This is a genomic window from Algoriphagus marinus, assembly GCF_001936475.1.
Classification (GTDB): domain Bacteria; phylum Bacteroidota; class Bacteroidia; order Cytophagales; family Cyclobacteriaceae; genus Algoriphagus; species Algoriphagus marinus.
This window is the reverse complement of record NZ_MSPQ01000014.1, coordinates 1-18,748: the sequence shown is the minus strand read 5'-3', so window position 1 is coordinate 18,748 and position 18,748 is coordinate 1. Positions and strand designations below refer to the sequence as shown.

Annotated in this window: 16 protein-coding genes; 2 read left to right on the top strand and 14 right to left on the bottom strand. The window is 39.4% G+C overall.

Going from position 1 to position 18,748, the window contains the following annotated elements; genetic code table 11:
* Position 1: 1 nt before the first annotated feature.
* From BVC88_RS18220 to BVC88_RS18205, 4 genes are all read right to left on the bottom strand, one after another.
* Complete coding sequence (locus BVC88_RS18220) at positions 2-2,392, bottom strand: hypothetical protein (protein ID WP_075352164.1); 2,391 nt, start codon at positions 2,390-2,392, stop codon at positions 2-4.
* Positions 2,393-2,498: 106 nt separating this feature from the next.
* Entirely contained in the window at positions 2,499-3,086 is a 588-nt protein-coding gene (locus tag BVC88_RS18215) for a hypothetical protein (protein WP_075352163.1), read from the bottom strand.
* 57 nt (positions 3,087-3,143) lie between these two features.
* Positions 3,144-3,515 carry a hypothetical protein gene (locus tag BVC88_RS18210; protein WP_075352162.1) on the bottom strand — a complete coding sequence of 124 codons (372 nt, stop codon included), beginning with the start codon at positions 3,513-3,515 and terminating at the stop codon, positions 3,144-3,146.
* A gap of 59 nt (positions 3,516-3,574) precedes the next feature.
* Positions 3,575-4,147, bottom strand: coding sequence for a TlpA family protein disulfide reductase (locus BVC88_RS18205; RefSeq protein WP_075352161.1), 573 nt, complete (start codon positions 4,145-4,147; stop codon positions 3,575-3,577).
* 296 nt (positions 4,148-4,443) lie between these two features.
* Between BVC88_RS18205 and BVC88_RS18200 the strand changes: the two genes are divergently transcribed.
* Positions 4,444-6,690: a Tex family protein gene (locus BVC88_RS18200; protein WP_075352160.1), complete on the top strand. Its 2,247-nt coding sequence runs from the start codon at positions 4,444-4,446 to the stop codon at positions 6,688-6,690.
* Positions 6,691-6,907: 217 nt separating this feature from the next.
* On the opposite strand, the gene BVC88_RS18195 is transcribed toward BVC88_RS18200, so the two are convergent.
* From BVC88_RS18195 to BVC88_RS18160, 8 genes are all read right to left on the bottom strand, one after another.
* Positions 6,908-7,732, bottom strand: a complete 825-nt coding sequence (locus BVC88_RS18195) for a CHAD domain-containing protein (RefSeq protein WP_139316606.1) — start codon at positions 7,730-7,732, stop codon at positions 6,908-6,910.
* Positions 7,733-7,806: 74 nt separating this feature from the next.
* On the bottom strand, positions 7,807-8,619 hold the full coding sequence (ligD, locus tag BVC88_RS18190; RefSeq protein WP_075352158.1) for a non-homologous end-joining DNA ligase: 813 nt from the start codon (positions 8,617-8,619) through the stop codon (positions 7,807-7,809).
* Positions 8,616-9,209 (bottom strand): DNA polymerase ligase N-terminal domain-containing protein, encoded by a 594-nt coding sequence (locus BVC88_RS18185; RefSeq protein ID WP_075352157.1) that lies wholly within the window; start codon positions 9,207-9,209, stop codon positions 8,616-8,618. Before BVC88_RS18185 ends, ligD begins: the two co-directional genes overlap by 4 nt.
* 17 nt (positions 9,210-9,226) lie before the next feature.
* The gene (locus tag BVC88_RS18180; protein ID WP_075352156.1) at positions 9,227-10,525 is read right to left on the bottom strand and encodes an erythromycin esterase family protein; all 1,299 of its coding nucleotides are present in this window, start codon (positions 10,523-10,525) and stop codon (positions 9,227-9,229) included.
* A gap of 412 nt (positions 10,526-10,937) precedes the next feature.
* Positions 10,938-11,924: a HupE/UreJ family protein gene (locus tag BVC88_RS18175; protein WP_075352155.1), complete on the bottom strand. Its 987-nt coding sequence runs from the start codon at positions 11,922-11,924 to the stop codon at positions 10,938-10,940.
* Positions 11,921-12,781 carry a peptidyl-prolyl cis-trans isomerase gene (locus BVC88_RS18170; protein WP_075352154.1) on the bottom strand — a complete coding sequence of 287 codons (861 nt, stop codon included), beginning with the start codon at positions 12,779-12,781 and terminating at the stop codon, positions 11,921-11,923. Before BVC88_RS18170 ends, BVC88_RS18175 begins: the two co-directional genes overlap by 4 nt.
* Positions 12,782-12,786: 5 nt before the next feature.
* Complete coding sequence (locus tag BVC88_RS18165; RefSeq protein WP_075352269.1) at positions 12,787-14,643, bottom strand: DUF3604 domain-containing protein; 1,857 nt, start codon at positions 14,641-14,643, stop codon at positions 12,787-12,789.
* A 669-nt stretch (positions 14,644-15,312) separates the two neighbouring features.
* Positions 15,313-15,729: a hypothetical protein gene (locus BVC88_RS18160; RefSeq protein ID WP_175574447.1), complete on the bottom strand. Its 417-nt coding sequence runs from the start codon at positions 15,727-15,729 to the stop codon at positions 15,313-15,315.
* Between the two features lie 576 nt (positions 15,730-16,305).
* Between BVC88_RS18160 and BVC88_RS18150 the strand changes: the two genes are divergently transcribed.
* Positions 16,306-16,491 carry a hypothetical protein gene (locus tag BVC88_RS18150; RefSeq protein ID WP_075352152.1) on the top strand — a complete coding sequence of 62 codons (186 nt, stop codon included), beginning with the start codon at positions 16,306-16,308 and terminating at the stop codon, positions 16,489-16,491.
* Positions 16,492-16,937: 446 nt separating this feature from the next.
* Here the strand turns inward: BVC88_RS18150 and BVC88_RS18145 are convergent, their stop codons facing one another.
* Both BVC88_RS18145 and BVC88_RS18140 read right to left on the bottom strand, forming a co-directional pair.
* Complete coding sequence (locus BVC88_RS18145) at positions 16,938-17,666, bottom strand: DUF6090 family protein (protein WP_075352151.1); 729 nt, start codon at positions 17,664-17,666, stop codon at positions 16,938-16,940.
* Positions 17,667-17,837: 171 nt separating this feature from the next.
* Positions 17,838-18,596: a DUF6090 family protein gene (locus tag BVC88_RS18140; RefSeq protein ID WP_075352150.1), complete on the bottom strand. Its 759-nt coding sequence runs from the start codon at positions 18,594-18,596 to the stop codon at positions 17,838-17,840.
* Positions 18,597-18,748 lie beyond the last annotated feature (152 nt).

Genomic DNA, 18,748 nt, shown 5'->3' with positions numbered 1-18,748 from the left:
ATTAGGCGAGTAATTCACGGTATTTTAAAATAGAATAAATATCCTGCCTGACAGAGTTTTTCACGATAAGGAAGCCACTGTTATCTCGATCCAAAACACCAATATTGAGTAGTTTTCGAACGGCGGGCTTATACTCCGACTCATAGCGATCGGTAAATAAGTTTTTAAGTTCTAGATCACTGCAATAGCCAAAGAGCAGGCAGTTCTTTAGAATCAACATTTCTTTGGTAGAGAGGAAGTCATTTAAATGTGTTTCTTTTTCGGTGAAACGGATTGAACTGTCGGGTTCAATATCTGTGCAGAAAATCCAAGCCTGCAATACCGCTCCGATATTGTAGTCAAATTTCTTTGCCAACCAGCTTATTTTTTTTCGAAGTTGCGGCTCATACATTAAAGTATCCTCCTTTTCAAAAATAGCTCGATGTGATGCGCCGTGTCGGAGCATGACTGCTTTGTAGATTTCTTCAAGGGTAGCTGTATTCGTATCTAGAATATTGGTGAATGCTTGAGAAAACGGCATACGTGTATCCAAATGCAATCGCAGAGAATTCGTGATTCCGACAATGACAAACACTTTTGAGGCATTGGAACTGATAAAATCAATTAGAGCAGTGGTGTTTGCTATAAGCGAAGAATCCTTATCGCGCCAGAGATGAAGATCATCTATGACAAGAATGGGTTTGGTATTGCTGATGGATCGCTTTACAAAATTTAGGGCTTCCCCCAGATCTTTGCTGGTTTTGAATTTTCTTCCTTCAATACTGATATCTCCGCCCGGTACCAAATAATGGACATCCTTGGACTTGAAAAGATGGGTTCCAAATTCCAATAAAGTGGATTTACCACTTAGCGGATCTCCTAGTACCACCAATGATCTATTTTGGCCTTTTTTCCAAAAGTCGACCACTTTCTCCAGTGCTTCTTCCTGGTTGCTTCGTTTGACCAAAAAGAGATCACCGATGAAATTCTTATTTAGGAAAAGGGAATGGTAATGATCAGGAGTTTCCTTTTCATTTCTGGTCTCAAGAATTTCCAATGCGATCTCAAGTTTCTGATGAGGTGTTTTTTCTTTTACATCCTTGACTTGTTTCCCTACATTTTTAAAGAGCTGGGAGATTTTAGCTGTGATTAAACTTAGATTCCCCTGTTTGCTATTAGTTAATCTGGTGAAATTAGTTTGAAGTGGAACTTTGAGGTATTCGTCTTGGGTAAAAACTTCGGTTACTTTGAATTTCTTTTCGAGTTCGTTTTCAATATGTGCTACAAGTTCCTGACTCGTGGAAATATCATTCTTCTGTTCTTGCCAGATGGAATCTAATGAGGCCGTCTCAGCATTAAAACCGATGTGGTTTTGGGTTTTTTTAGCTACAAGAAGACTACTTTTGATCTGGGTTACGACATGCATCATGTGCGAAAAAGTAGCCTCCTGCCCATCCCAAAGATCGATTAAATAGGGCAAAATCTCGTAATCCATCCATTTTTGGGTGGCTTTTCTGAAGTCAACTTTTTTCAAAATCAGAAATCCTTCCTGAGTATTTACAGGGATTGAAAGTGAAGGAAGCTTATCGACAGAGTCTTCGAGATTTCGCATGGTACTTTCAGAGCGAATCTCTTGGCCTATACCCAAGTTGATCAGTTCATCAAAAGATTTAATGGTTTGATCAAGGTTATCTTTATCAGTAATCCCCTTCAGGTCTTCTAAGCATTTTTCAACCTTATTAGCAAAAAGGTCATTGATTTTGAGGACATCTCCTCGCATTTGAATAACTAGTTCGCTGATCTGTCGAAATTGTACGACGGTTTGTTCAAGCCGATTATCATTGAGATCTATTTCTTTGAGCTGTTCGGAAAGCATTTCAAACTGCGCTTGATAGGTTTTCCAGGGATTTGAGAAATGCTTAACTGATTCAAGTTTTCGCTTTAGAACTTCAGGTTTGGCTTGCATGGTTTCTCGCTCCAGTCTAAAGTAATTCAGGCATTTCTCTGATTCTGTGGTCAAAAGTAGTTTTGACTCTTCAAAGTGTGCGATCACTTCTGCTTCGGATACCAAGTTTTCCAAAGCACGAAGTTTGGCAATACTGAGCTGAAGCACGATGTCACGTACTAATAAGAATACTGTTTTGAAGCGATCAGGAAATGAGAAATGAAGGAGGTAGAGATCAGGGTCTGTTACTTCCGAGTTTAAACCCACTATCTCTAGGGCTTTATCACCAGTTTTACAATAAGCATCCAGTAATTTTGCGCCATCGCTACAGAGATAGGTGTAAAGTTGTGTGGGGGAGTTTTGGGCTGCCACACCGCTATTGAAACTGTGAAATTCTTTCAGAAAGGAATCCACGACCTCATTTTTATCTACACTAGCTTCTTTTACCGTGGGATTGTTTTCGCTCATAGGGACTCAAAAGATGGTTCAAATTAAAAGAAAAAAGAAGTTATAACAGCCCAATAGCTTGAAGATTGGCTTTTTTTCTTTTTGAACTGGGGGATATGAGCTAAAATCAGTTTCTAGGAGGAGTAATCATGATGTGGGCGCGGTGAGTTCCCGGGTCCATGATCCAAGGCATTCCAGGTGCATAGGCTTTAAGCGGAAGTCCTGTAGATTCGGAAGTGGCCCAAGGAATATAGACTACATATCTCAAGTAGGTGTCTTTCACATCTCCGGTTTGAGGATTGTAATTTTCAGCTTCTGCAGTCAAAACATAAAGGGTAGACCCATCTTTTGGGAGTTTTAGCTTTCCGCTTTTTCCTTCAGACTCCCGAGTATCAAAAATCTCCTGAAAGCCTTTCCCTTCCTTTTTCAATTGACGGCCTCGCTCCATAAATGGTTCTGCGCTGTCGTGGTAGCAAGCCACGCTAAAACCCTTACCAGCAGGATCATCTGTAATACAAATCAAGTCATTAGTTCCTTTGCGAAGCACGGTCCATTCTCCTGATGAGGTATAGCCATAAACCATCGCACCAGCTTTCTTTTCATCAGGTGCAGCCATCAATGCAGTTTTGATTTGGATAGCGGAGGATGGGATTTCTTGTGCAAAAGACGTAAAGCTAGCAAGTAGCAAAATCGAAAATCCGAGTAAATTTTTCATGGCTATGGGTTTTGAATCCCTTTAATTTAGTGGATTTAGCTGAAAAAATTCAATTTTTCATATCAAGCCTTTTTCACCATAAAGCAATACCCCATGACTGATCATTTTTAAAAACTCATTTTGGAGCTCAAAATCAAGCTTTTTAAAGTGGAAACAACTTTTGCCTTTGAGGCATTTTTTCATTGCCGGGGAAATCCATTCGAATTCCTCAGGATTTGTGTAAATCGGGAAAAAGTAGAATCGGACATCCTTTGGTTTTGGGATGACAGAGGCAAAGTATAAGCCTGAAACCAGCTGTTTTCCTTGCATCGTTTCTTTGGTTCCTGCCACCTCGAAAAGCATGGCTTCATTTTTTCTTACCTGAAGGGGTGGGCAAAAAGTCAGAAGACTTTTTTCAAAAAATGCCCGGAGCTGTATTAAATCTTCCATGAGTTATTCGGTTATTGATTTCCAAATAGCTCATTTTTAAGTTTTAATCTAATTATGGTTTACAGATTTTTTAAAAAATTCCGAAATTCAGCAGAATTGAAATTGCTCATTCCTTCTTGGTAAAATACGATTTTTCCTTCCGGGCTGACTACCAAAGTGGTAGGAATAGACTGACTTTGGAGCGATGAATTCAATCCAAAACTGGCATGAGCTGTGGGGAAAGTCCAGCTTTTTCCATCGAGGAAATTTCTGCTTTTCTCAATATCATTATCCAATCCCACCAACAGAAATTCAATATTCGGTTCATTCTCCAATGATTTATACAACTCTGAAATATGCGGCATCTCTGCACGGCAAGGGCCGCACCAAGAAGCCCAGAGGTTGATAAATAGCGTTTTGCCACGGTAAGATTCCAGCAAAATTTCATTTCCCTCAAAGTCTAAAAATCTACCTCGATAATTAAAATCTTGATTTGACAAATCCACAAGCTCCAGTTTTGGTTTGATCAATCCTGTCGAAAGTAAAACCGATTGGATGGCACCCTGTATCACAGGCAGAAGTCCTGTGAAATATAAAAAGGCAAACAGGCTGAGGATCAATCCCCAAGATTTAATTTCTTTTTTCCAATTCATTTTTAGGTGTCATTTACTAAGTATGTTTTACGAGATTTTTGGAAATCAAACTCCGATTTATTTACTGATTTTGATCTGCTGTGCTTCCAGAGGAGCTAGAGTATAGAACATTTCTTTGATACTGCTCCGCTAGACACTATTAGCTTTTTCAATTTTCAAATCTTCCAATTTTTCAAATAATAATTCTTTCAATTTTACAATCTTAAAATCAGACCCTTAGTGACAGGAAGCACATTTCTCGTTTTTCGATTCAAAATGAGGCTTAACTTGCAGTTCAATTTTACCCTATAGTACCCATGAATTACGAGTTACAGATTGCCCAAGAATTGCAAATTCGCCCAAATCAAGTCAAAGCTACCCTGGAATTATTGGATGGTGGAGGTACCGTTCCTTTTATCTCCAGATATCGAAAGGAAGCTACGGGAGAGTTGGATGAGGTCCAAGTGGCAGGAATCCGTGATCGGGTGGAGCAGTTGCGAGAGTTGGATAAACGAAAGGAAGCCATCTTGAAATCCATTCAGGAACAAGGGAAACTAACTCCCGAGTTGGAAGGTAAAGTGAAGGGAGCAGAAACCATGTCCAAGCTGGAGGATATCTATTTGCCATACAAGCCGAAGCGACGAACCAAAGGTATGATAGCTAAGGAAAAAGGATTAGAGCCTTTGGCAGAATTGATTTTCTCCCAAAAGTCAATCGATCTCGATTCGGAAGCCAGTAATTATTTGGATGCTGAAAAGGAAGTCAATTCTATCGAAGAGGCGCTTCAAGGTGCTCGGGATATTATTTCGGAGTGGGTGAATGAAAACGCGGAATTGCGCGAAAAAATGAGAAAACTCTTCTTGACGGAAGGGAATTTTACTTCAAGAGTAATCCCCGGAAAAGAAGCAGAAGCGATCAAATACAAGGATTATTTCGAATGGTCTGAACCGATCAAAACAGCTCCCTCGCATCGGGTTTTGGCCATGCGAAGAGGGGAGAAGGAGCTTTTTTTACTATTGGACACTGTTCCAGAGGAAGCTGCAGCAATTCATTTGATGGAAAAGGAAATCTTAGCAGATTCCTCAAATAGCTCTGTAGATCAAGTTAGATTGGCGATCAAAGATGCTTATAAGAGACTACTCAAACCAAGCATGGAAACTGAAGTCAGGCTTATCACTAAGAAAAAAGCGGACGAAGAAGCAATCAAAGTTTTTACAGAAAATCTCAAGCAGCTATTGCTTGGTGCTCCCTTGGGAGAAAAGTCAGTGATGGCAATTGACCCAGGATTCCGAACAGGTTGCAAGCTAGTCTGTCTAGGCCCTCAGGGACAGTTTTTGCATTACGAAGCTATTTTCCCACATGAAGCTAATCGTCGAAGTCAGGAAGCCGCGATGAATGTTAAAGGTCTCGTGGAAAAGTTTGGTATACAAGCCATAGCAATCGGGAATGGTACCGCAGGTCGCGAGACAGAGGCTTTTGTCAAAAGTCTGGGTTTATCCAAGTCTGTTATCGTCACAATGGTGAATGAGGCTGGAGCATCGATTTATTCGGCATCCGATGTGGCGAGGGAAGAGTTTCCGGATTTGGATCTGACTGTAAGAGGAGCGGTCTCGATCGGGCGAAGACTCATGGATCCCTTGGCGGAATTGGTGAAGATCGATCCAAAATCCATCGGTGTGGGACAATACCAACATGATGTGGACCAATATGCCTTGAAAAATGCCTTGGATGATACCGTGATTTCTGCAGTAAATGGAGTAGGGGTGGACTTGAACACTGCCTCCAAACAATTGCTTACCTACGTATCAGGACTTGGGCCGGTGCTGGCACAAAATATCGTAGACTTTAGAAATGAAAATGGGCCTTTTGCCAGCCGGGCTCAATTGAAGAAAGTGCCTAGACTTGGCGAAAAGGCATTCGAACAAGCCGCGGGATTCCTTCGAATCAATCATGCCAAACAACTTTTAGATCGATCTGCTGTGCATCCGGAGCGCTATGCTTTGGTCGCTCAAATGGCAAAAGATGTGAATGCTTCGGTGGAGGAATTGATGGGTTCTGACGAACTTAGAGATCGAATCAATCTTAAAAAATATGTTTCCGATACGGTGGGTTTACCTACACTTCAGGATATCCTGGCGGAATTAGCCAAGCCTGGAAGAGATCCTAGGGCTAATTTTGAGGTTTTTGCTTTTGAGGAAAGTGTCAATAGCATGTCCGATTTGAAAGTGGGAATGAAGCTTCCTGGTGTGGTTACCAATATCACAGCCTTTGGTGCTTTTGTGGATGTGGGAGTTCATCAGGACGGACTGGTCCACTTGAGTCACTTGGCGGACCGGTTTATTAAAGATCCGAATGAGGTCGTATCCGTAAATCAGAAAGTACAGGTAACCGTCATGGAAGTAGATATTGCCCGCAAGCGGATTGGGCTGAGTATGAAAGCCGATCCATTTGCCGAGCGTGGAAAAAAGATGGAAAAACAAGACTCCAAGCCAGTAGTAAAAGAAAAAGAAGGCTCGATGGCAGATAAGCTGGCGATGCTCAAGGGGAAATTTGGGGGTAGGTAAAACGTTTATAATGTTATAGTTACCTCCTGTTGGACCTTGGTATTATTTATTGTTTTGTGATTGGAGTGTAATATTGTGTTCCCTAAGAATTCGGAAATTTCGATTTGAAAAACTGTTTTTCGGAAGTGATTTTGAAACTTATCTCAAGTGTTCATTTGATCACTAAACAGCAGCTTTTAGGTAGTTCGATTTTAAGATGGTAGCCTAACCTCCTCTTTCATTTCCGCTTCTTTATCAAGGTTGTGAGCAATTTATCAAATCGTCTTTTTTCTTTGGCTTTCAACTTAAAAACATATTCAGTTGTCTTGAGAGGTAAGGGTCTACTAGAAAGAAAATGAATTGCGGAATAAGTGTCGTGCCAATCGCCCAGCTTCTTTTGCTGTTTGGTAATTCCTGCTTCATTCAGATCAATTTTATTTTGTATTCTTTTAGGTAGGGCATTATAGACATAAACCATTTTCTTTATTTTTTTTCGGTATTCATGCATACCTTCTCGGTCTATGTTTTGGAGTATTTTAGTTGTTTTTTTCTGCTCCTTTTCAAAAAATTTTATGATTCTTTTCTTTCCCCACCGTATTTCAGGAAAACAAATTCCCCCTTTAAAATCCTTTACAAGCTTGATATATCCTGAACCATTTTCAATAAACTGTTGAGTGAGAATATTTTTTTCCTTCTTCAACTGATTAATAAGTCTTTTGGGAGGTTGGGGAGCTGAACTCAACAAGTGAATGTTTAGATGCATTTCCCTTATTTCTCCTGCTTTCCGAAATAGTGGCTTAAGCTTAGTTGCATCATATTTTTCTTGATTCATATACTCAGCACAGGAAAGCAAGGCTTTTATTTTTTTAATGTCCAATCTAAGACGGTGGAGGCTTTCGGGATTTTGGTCTGTTAGAAAGGCAGAAAGATTCTGCTCCAGGGAATCAAGGAGATCGAAAAGATAATCATTGAATAAACTGTTTTCCATTAACCTTTTGTCTCTGATATTGGTAAAGGCATGATTAGTCTGCCTTGCTTGGATTCGGCTTTGAAGCTTGTTCACCAGAAAGTGATTTTACTCTTGCCCTATGAATTTACGGAATAAAAATCCGATTGAATTTGGAGATCCTACTTGGGTTAATCTGTTTGCTCCAGCCTTCTGAAAAGATTTTCAAGAGTAAACTGATCCGGTTTTTTGATTTTTGACAATTCATCCCAGTCCAAAGGAGTTGCCACTCCGCAAGAGGATATGGGGCGAAGTGAATAAGGACAAACGGAGGTCTGCCCATATGCATTTCGCAGGTAATCAATAAAAACTTTATTCTCCCTTTTGTTTTTACGAACGGCGGTGGTCAGAATATCGGGATATTTTTCTTCCATTTTAATCGCAAGTGCTTTCACTTCCTCCCTGCGATCATCGAAGTTTTTGTCGCGTCTTACTGGATACCAGATGTGAAATCCGCTTTTTCCGCTTGTCATCAACTTTGGTGCTATGCCTTCTTTACGAAGGAAGTCCCCGATTTTTTCAGCGGCATCCTTTACGCTTTCAAAAGCATCTTTTGGTGGATCCAAATCAAATACCACTTTATCTGGCTTATGTAAATCGTCCTTTTTCGCCAGCCAGATATGAAAGGTTACCGTTCCTAGATTAGCCAAATAAATGAGAGTTTTTTTGTTATTGCAGATCACCTGAGTGTTGGTTCCTTCTTCTGTTTCTATTGCAATGGTTTCAATATATTCTGGGAAATAATCTGAAGCATTTTTTTGGTAAAAGCCGTCTTGATCAATTCCATCCGGGAAGCGCTGAAGGGTCAAGGGTCGATCTTTTAGAAAAGGCAACATTTTATCAGCAATCTTATCATAATATTTCACCATATCCAGCTTGGTGATTTTCTTATCTGGAAAAATCAATTTGTCAGGATTCGATATTTCAACGTCCTCTATTTTCATTCTGGGTCTTCCTTTTTTATTTCTTCCAAGCTACGTCCTGTTATCACGCTTTTCTTTTCCGTATTGATTGGATTTCGACGGGCATCCGCCTTATCGTCTTCCATTTTTATCAGCAACCAGTTTCCTTTCATAGTCCCGCTTTTCATTTTGATCAGGGCATATCCGCCTTGGAGCTTTTCTCCTTTTAAATAAATTTCTACGGTTCCTTCTTCAAAAGATTTTTTGAGCGACATCGGCTTTCCCTTGTCATCTTTCTTCAGGTTTTTAAAAGTCCCCTTATCCCAAATCATCACTGTTCCTCCTCCATATTGTCCTTCAGGGATCACCCCTTCGAAGTCAGCATATTCCAAAGGATGGTCTTCGGTGGGAACAGCCAATCGCTTTTCGCTGGGATCTGTACTCGGTCCTTTAGGAACAGACCAGGATTTCAACGTGCCATCTATTTCAATTCTAAAGTCATAATGAAGATGGCTGGCATCGTGCTTTTGTATTACGAAAATCGGTTCGTGATTCTCACTTTTTCCGTTAGCTCCTTTAGGCTCGTCGGTTTTACTGAAATCGCGTTTTTCTTTATATTCTTTATTTTTCATACGACAGCTTACTTTAATTAAACCCCAAAAGGGAAAGTCTCTGGTGTCTTCGCCAATTCCACAGAAATATCGATTTGATGCAAAGCCTGTGTTTCGTTGAAGAACAAAAAATGATCGTAGCGCTCTGGAATAACTGTCGGAACGTAGTTTCCATAACGTTCAAGCTTTGGATTATAGACTACACCTACAGCACGATGGGGGATTCTTCGTTGGAGTGCGGAACTTAACTTAAGATCCTCACAGTTAATATAGAATTGATCTCCTGCTTGATGACACAAATCTTCCCAACTGTTTTCAGGAGCTGGAGGTAAATACATTTTTTCAGCAACTGATCCCCAAGATCTTCCTGCCAAAACACTTCCGTGATAACTTCCTAAGCCAATAAGTGAGACTGTATCTTTTCCATATTCCTGACGGCCAAGTTCACCTAGGTTATACAGACCTTTGTCTCCCATGTCCGTGAAAGATGCATCACCAATATGGGTATTGTGAGCCCAGACGATTCCTTTTGAGGCTTTTCCATGAAATTCCATCAGGCGGTTCAAAGTGTCCATCATGTGTTTGTCGCGCATGTTCCAGGTTGAATCACTGCCAGATGCCATGATCCGGTAATACTTTTCGGCATTTTTGATGACAATCGCATTCTGTTGGGCGCTGAAAGCATGCTCTCGATCTGAATTGTAATTTGGTGCATTCCTCCTGATTTCAGAGAGTAGTTGGCTGACTTCATCACTGCATCCCTTGGGTACTAATCTTGTCGATAATGCATATTTCTGTCCGTCTCCGCCCCGAAAAGGTTCAAAACAGCGCATGGCTGTTGTAGCAATCTCGAAAGCTGAATGATCTTCTTTTTTCAGATAATCCATTATAGCCTCAAGCGATTCCCAGAGGCTATACACATCTAATCCATAAAAGCCTTTCCGCTCATTTAAGGGCAAATCTTTGTTGAATTCCCGGAGCCATTCGGCCCATTCATAGACCTCCCAGTTTGCCCACATCCAAGAGGGCCATCTTCCAAATTGCCTAAACACTTTTGGGGTCGCTACTTCGGCGTCTTCGTAATTTTTCACATGCCGGTTGAGTTCATAACACGGCGGCCAATCTCCTTCCACAGCTACAAAGTCAAAGCCATGCTCTCCCATCAATATTTTGGAGATTTTAGCTCTCCATTTGTAATATTCATGAGTGCCATGTGAGGCTTCGCCAATCATTACAATCCTCTTGTCTTTTATTTCCTCGATTAAGGGTTGTAAATCATCCGTGTTTTTAAAATCATTTTTGTGATGCTGCAGGGTTGTAATAATTGAATCGTTCATTGCTGTATTTTTAAAAATTTTACGAATGTTCTTAAAAATTCTTACGCAAATTTCAGGCTGCTTACCAGCTAGCCTGCCACCAAGAAACCTATCCCGCAGGGCATATTTTCTCAGGTTCTCTGCTTGCCCAGAGTGGGCATCAGTTACATAAGTTATTAAATAATTTACTAGGATAAAATGACTTTGCCTAAGTCATAAAAAACCCTTTCAAAATAGATCTGAAAGGGTCGGTAAACTTTGCGACATTATGTTTTCGTATAAAACCGATCGTGAACGGTCTAGGATATTCTTAGTCCTGTTTTCGAAGCAATTCATTGTCCGCGTACCGCAAAATTTATTAGGAATAAAAAAACGCTGATTTTAAAACTTTCCGCTTGAATACGCTAACACAGAGTTTTAGAAAGTTTTTATTCTAAAATCCAGCAATCCGTTCGATCAACCAAAATGCAGCCATTGAGCCTATTGCATAAGGAACAAGTTTTTCACTCCAACTTTTAGATGGAAGAATAGATTGGGTAAATCTAATGATCAGCAAAACAACCAAGACAAACAGGATTTGACCTAATTCCACACCGACATTGAAGGTAGCTAATGCCAAGGTTATCTCATTTTGGGGTAGACCAATATCTTGTAAGGCTCCTGCGAATCCAAATCCATGGAGCAGGCCAAAAGAAAAGGCAACAATCCAAGGCTTCTGACTTGTTAGCGTGGTATGCCCTTGCTGGATTTTTAGGATTTCTAAGGCAAGAAAAACTATGCTCAAGGCAATCACAGCTTCGACCGGAAGTCCGGGCAGATTTGCAATCCCCAAGGCTGAAAAACTCAAAGTGATACTATGTGCCAGTGTAAATGCTGTAATAGTCTTCAACAGTTTTTTAAAACCCTTGGTGATTAATACTAATGCTAAAACAAAAAGTAAATGATCAAATCCCAGTAAGATATGTTCAACTCCTAGTATTACATAGGTTTTTGCTACGTTCGATTTATTTGAGGTTTCGGGGACAAGGATAGAATTTTTGGTTGGCCGCAAAAGAAAACTATGGTGCTGGCCATTCAGTAATTGAATGTCGACCAACACATCGGTGCCTGTGGTATTGAGCTGATAGATAGAAAGTTGGGTGTTTGCTATACTTTGCTCTCCCTCCAGCTGGTAGCTGTACAATACAAAAGCCTCTAATATCCGGGGAGGAACTGTTTCTGTAAGCGTAAAGCTTTTCTCAAATTCAGGTTGAATATTTAAAACCTTATCGACTGTTCGAGGCACTTTCCACAACACAGAATAGGTATTGTGTGTCTGTTCATGAATCTGCAAATAAGCAGGGCGTACTTCATGCGCATATGAGAAGTGACAACTCAGAACTAACAAATCGATCAAAAGAATCTTTACAAATAGCCTCATTGGTTATTAAAGCTTTCTTTGACACTATCCGGTACCTTTTCCGATGTGATTTTTACACCATATTTTTCAAGTAAGTCAAGATAAATCTTTTCTTGAGTTCTAAGTTCGGACTGGTACTCAAATTCATTAAGGACATAGGGTTTGATGTCTTCAAAATCGGCTGTTTCAGCATTGTCCTTTTTAGATATAAAAACCAAATGTTGGCCAAATCCTGAAGCAATAGGACCCACCCATTGGTTGTTGGGGATACTATCCAATGCGAGGGCAAAATCATCCCCAAAGGCTTTACTTATTTCTGCTAGAGAACTGTTGTCCCATTGATTAGCAAGTGATAGCTTAAGTTTTCTAGAATCAGGAATTTCTTCGCCTTCGTTCAGTGCAATCTTGTTGATTTCCATTTGCGCGGATAGATTTTCTTCACTTGCTAAAAATAAAACCTGCTGAAAGGTAAAGCTCGGAGGCAATTGGAAAAGATCTGGGTTTGAAGCAAAAAATGATTTCAATTCCTCGTCAGTAGGAGGATTCATCATGAAATTCAAATCATTGGAAACTGCTTCCATCTTTTGCGCCAAACGTCTTTTGACGATGATGTCATTGTGATCCAAATTCAGTGCAAGGGCTTCCTTGTAAAACACTTCTTGCCGAAGGTATTGGTCCAAAAAAGCCTTAATGTCATCCTCATTTGGCTCTCGCTGCCATTGGTTTTTCCACAAACTCAGTAGGTAATCGTACTCGGCATCATCAATGAGAATGGCCGCCTCAGCATCCTCTATATCATTTGTAAGATAGTAGTACCCAAAGATCATGGTTCCTAATAGCATGAAATGCAACAAAGGTTCTTTTAAGAATTTCTTCATATACTTCAGTTACCTGGCTCAATCCAGATTGGAGAAGCCCATGCTCGCTCTTGGATTACCCTTTTGGTGTCTTCCGGATAGTGGACATCTGGATTTCTAATCTCATCCCATAAACTATATCTAGCAGTGGGGAGCTGAATAACCCTGACATAGTAATAGGCATTTTGATTGGGATCGTATGAAGGATCTTTCCATACAGCCATTAATTCTGGAGCCCCTTTTTCCTTGTTGAACTCTCCTGTTTTCATGTTCACAGGTGCATCGATTGGAGTCACTGTCCCATCGGATTTCAGCCGATTTTCTGATGCAGCGACATTATAGATCGTGTCTTTCATTTCGCCATTTTCAACCCAACCTTTGATGATCTGTATCCGGTCTAAATTTGGTGCAATTGGGTCTTTGATTGCCCATACCAAAAACTCAGGAGCACCGCTACCTTCGTAATTTTGTCCCATGGGAACGCCTTTGGCATAGCCATCTTTGACCATTTCTTCATAGGAGTTATAAGAGGATTGGTAACCATTCCCTGCAAAAAATCGAACTTTAATTCTTGGCCCTGAAGTGGCAAATGACTCGCGATTGTGCATTCCGTCCCAAATGGCTTCCCGCGTATTGGAAGTAGCCCAAACCCCTGTTAATCCCCCTGGGTTCATATCACGGTTATACATTTCTCCATCCTGTTCATTTCTTGAGCGGTCCAATGCTGTTTCGTCAGCCATACCATGGTGGCCCACATAGTTGAATTCTTCCACATTGGACATGACACCATTGTGGCTATCCGTTCCTCCGACAAATCCATATTTGAATGGGTTCACTCCTAATTCTTCCTTGTATTTCACCCCTCTGGTCAATCCATATCGGATAAAATTATGCTTCTCAAAGACTCTTCCGTTGTACTCCTGAAGTGAAACAGCATTTTCGAAATCCGCAAATTCATCATTCGGCCAGAAATTAGGAACTACTTCTGAATTCCCCTTCGTTTGCATCATTTCTAGGTTTCTCTCGAAATGTTGGCGGGTTTCTGCATAAGTTTTATCAATGGGTTTGTTGTTCATCGCTACCTCAGGAAACAACATGCCTTTACTCTCATTCGGGTTATGAGGATTAGCGAATACCTTAACTCCATTTTTTTCCTGAGCGATCATCCAGTCCCAAAGTTCTTGAGGAGAAGGGCCTTCATTGGATGAAAAGGGCATATCTGGCAAATTAGTATCTCTAAAAAATACATTCCGATGTAAGTTGGCAGTGTTGGGAGCCGAACTCCATTCATAAGCATGGATTGTGGTAAACTTTCCGGGTTTATAGTTTTTTTCGGTGGCATCAATGTTTTTCTGCCATTGAGATTTCACGGCTTCATACCCTTGCCAAAAGTCCGGATGCGCATTTCCTCCAGCCAAGGCATCGAGGACATATTTTTTATAAACTGTTAAAGCTGTTTTTAGATCCGGGGCATCTCTCATTGCCTTTGCGGCTTCGCTATCATGACCAGGAGCATCAGAGTTTAAAAGCGAATAAGCTTCTCCCAAAAATTCGGCATGATCGGTTACTGCTGCCCAGTCTAATGCTCTGTGAATTTTATGAGGCTTTCCATTGACCAATACTTCTTCTCCTTGTGCAAAACGATAGGCATCATCAGGAGTAAGCCGAGTTCCTGCAATAAAGGCATCCATCGAGGCCGCAGTGTGTAAGTGCTGTTCTCCAAAATAAGCCTCCTTTAATTTATTTTCAGTGATATCATAGCTGATTCCATTATGGACATACCCCTCTTTTTGATTGGAATCTGACGTTTCAGACTCATTCGTTTTGGTATTGCATGAAGCAAGAATTCCTATCAAGATAAAAAGCTTCAAATATGATTTCATATTTTTTGGATTTATGATGCTACAACTTTTTGCCACTTCTGCAAAACGGCTTTGGATACCCAGAATGGGCATCAGGTATTTAAGTTAAAAAATATTTCAGAGTATGAAAAGCCTGTGCAAAAGTATTCGGGCATCCCCTCTAGGTGGCTTGGTGACGGCTCTTGGTAAGTGGCAAATCTTGTCATGGTAAAATGATTACTTCTTCATTACTATTCATTTACTTTTTAAAAAATCAAAAGGATCGGGCTGGGAAGGCTTAGCCCAAGCCATGAAAAAACCTTTCAAAATAGATCTAAAAGGATAGGTAAACTTTCTGACATTATTTTTTTATTTAAAACTGATAGCTACCGGGGGGATGAGGTAACACCTCATGCCGAAGTCCTAAGCTCTGGAAACAGAGATAAGCTAAAATAGTAGATAGCGCAGCAATAGGTGCAAGGATATCCTCCTTACCGAAAGGAATGAGCGTTAAGAAAACTTCCTGTGTAAGTTTTAGCGAAGAGCAGGGCTTTAGCGCAGAAAGACGTCTGGAACGTCTAAGAGAAGTCAGTTGAAGTCACAGTAACTCTGGGGAACGAGACAAAAGAATATCTTGATCGGTAGCTTGTAAGGCGCACCGTGAGCTTCAAGCTCACGATCGTCCACTCAATTTCACATAGTTTTAAACTATTAACTAACTATTTTCTGTGTACTGTTTAAGTATATAAACACAACTAAGTAAAACAAAAAGAAGAACCAATCATTGGGCCCATAAATGGTATAGAAAATACCAGCCATGGTATCTTGCTCATATACACTTGAAAGGTCGTTATTCAACAACCAATTTGTCCAGACAAAACCGTAAATGAATTTCTCAATAGCAAATGCTCCAATAAGCCATTTAAGCTTTTCCCATTTAGGAGCCATTGCTATAAATGCCAAACCCCATACAGTTATCATGAGCAAGCCAAAATTAGACATGACAACAGGGTCAGCTTCATTAATAACCGTATTACTGTAAAATTTAGAAAAGAGTAATACGCCAACGATGTTCGATATCCCCGATAGGTACATCCCCTTTTTGATAAGTCCTTTCTTCAATTTCATTATTGTTTATTTTAATTGTTTAAAAAGTTCCGTGGATAAAGTCATAGCACCCCGCAAAATGCTATGCATTATACATATTGTTGCACTAAACCTACGGTAGTTTCAAGAGCTATCAGAAGTCCGGAATTTTTTAGATCATTCATTAACTCCCTTTAATCATAAAAAAAGAAAATCTCCTCCAGACCGCATGTTCCAATGTAGCAGGTTTTGCGGAACTGCTTGCCAGGTTTGAGCAAAAAGTTACCATAGCAGCCAAAAGCCAAAGTACCCTGACCAATTATTCCCGCCTTCTGCCGAAACTGAAGATCCATTTCAATGAAAATTGTCCACAGCGGTTGAAACCTCTGCACCGGGTATAATCCGGTACTGTTGACGGGAGTAATTACACCCTCTGATCCTTTCCAATTTACTTTTTGCAGAAGCGATCCATCCCTTTTTTTCTGCATAAATCAGGGCACTGGAATAGAGGTATTCTTCTGGACTTTCTACTATTGCCTAACTGTGGAAAGCGAAACCCTTCAAGTTATTCTTACTGGCATGATTGTGGGCAACATTGAGCTGTAATATTTCTTACTTATGAACTTAAAAAGAATTTTCGGAGCCATACTTACAGTTTTGGGTATAGCAGGACTTATTTATTCCGCGGTCACATTTGCCAATGGATCAGCGGATATTAAACAAATGATTGTCTTTGGTTCATTGGGCCTATTATTTTTTATAGCTGGCATTGGCCTAGTCAAAACCACCAAGGATGAGGGCTGAAAAGTAATAGTTGGTAAAAAATCAGTTGACTCTTGTGAATGATGAAGTTCATTTTCACACTGATTGCAGTTGATTTAGTAGAATATTTGGTTTAACGTCTTTCACTTCAAAACAAAAATAAATCAACCTATTGAAACGAGGTTTTAAGATCTTCCTCATTACTATTCAATTACTTTTAAAAAATCAAAAGGATCGGGCTGGAAAGGCTTTGCCGAAGTCATAAAAAAAACCTTTCAAAATAGATCTGAAAGGGTAGGAAGACTTTCCGACATTATGTTTTTGTTTAAACTCAGCGCTAATGTCTCAGCTATGAGTTTTGCCTGGGTTAGTACTTAACTTTGCAAACCTAAAGGCCGGCAGGCAAGTACACACAAAACTGAAAATACGTAAGGGTTTTCAGAAGTAAGCGAGAATAAGCAATTAATTATAGCTTTTGTTGGGATTTCTTATTTTTTAATCTCTTGATTAATTAGTTTAATAATCTTTTCTAATTCTTGTTTTAATTCACGTTCTTCTTTCAATCCACCGGTTCGTACCCAGAAAAAATATAAATTAGCGTAAAGCCTAAATGCTTCACTATCATACCTTTGTTTTGGATTATACGAAATAATTTTACCATCCTTTTTTTCGTATGCCCCCAGAAAGGACTCGTGCATTAATGTTGGTCTTTCCCTCTGTATAGCATGAGTATCTTCAAAAGCATCAACTGTCGATTCTTTGAATGAGGCTAATAAATATTTGAGTTCCTTGTTAGAAAATAAACTTAAACGCCCTGAATTAATTAAGGAATTAAGAATTCCGCTTTGAGGATCGTAGGTAGAGTTTTTTTCCATCCTGCCACAAAGTTCCGCAAATGTTTCTTCTGGCATTTTATTGAAAGCATCTCTGTCGTCAAAGAGTTTTCTTATTTCTTCTGCGGCCTTTAATGATTCTTCATGTTGCGTAATGACAGTTTCTAATGATTTTAGATTTAACTCCATTTCTTGTTTTAAGTCCTTTAGAAGAGATTGTTCTTCATTAGCTAGCTTTCTGTCTTCATTCCAGCCATTAATGGATACTGCAATGAGTATCCCTATTATCACCAATAAAATTTCGCCAATAGCATACTTAAAATACTTTCCAGTCTTGTTTTCCATAAGCAGATTTTGACGAATTTTTCTAAAGAATTTTATCATTGGTTAGCGGTTAGTGCCGATAGCTATCGGGATGAAGCACAACGGTTTCGGTTATGAGTAGCTGCGTTGTTTGGTACTTAACTTTGCAAGTACACACAAAGCTGAAAATCCGCAAGGATTTTCAGAAGTAGGCGAGAACGAGCAATTACTTATAGCCATTGTTGGGCTTTCTTATTTTCTATTTAATTCAGAATCTATAATCTGAATCATTCTTTTGATTTTATCTATTAAATCTTGTTCATCTAAAACATTCTCTTTTTTCCAACTAAATATATTGGCTGTTAAATCTTCCATTTCACGATTATTGAAGAACCATTCATAATCTGAAGAGTAAGTTCCTTTTGGGAATTCTTGGTACCTTTCTGAAGAGGATATGCTATTTAAAGCACTTAATTTACCATCTGTAGCCGGCCAAAAACGTTCATTTAGTAGTTTTCTTACATATCCATCTTCTTGATTTGCATCTATTACCATAGACTCGAAAGAGGAAATATAAGATTTCAATTCAGAGTTTTGTAAATAATCAATTTTGTTTGATGCAATAAGTGATTTGATATATCCATCTTTTGCTTCAAAAGAAAATCCAGAAAAAGCGTTATAAATTAGTGAATCCAACTTTGATTCAGAAACATTGGAAACATCAGTTCCAAACAGTTTTAAAATGAAAATGCCATCTTCAAGTTCCGATTTATGTTGTCTATTTATATTTTCAAGGTCTTCAATATTATATTTTAATTCAGTTTTCAGGTTTTGAAGAATTTCTATTTCTGCATTTTTAATCTTTCTTTTCTCATTCCAATTATTAATCTGAAGAGCAATTAAAATTCCAATAACAACAAGGACAATCTCTCCAATGGCATATTTAAAATACTTTCCAGTTTTTCCTTCTGAAAGCAAATTTTGTCGAATTTTTATAAAGAATTTTATCATTGGTTAGCGGGATTGATGCGGAGAACCAAACTTTGATTAACATCAAATGTATCTGCGGTCCCGATATTCTTATGGATCAGGCAAGGTTTGGTTGATAATTTTTTTCGTGTTTTCTATTATCACGGATTAAGGCAAAAATCCGGTTGATCAAT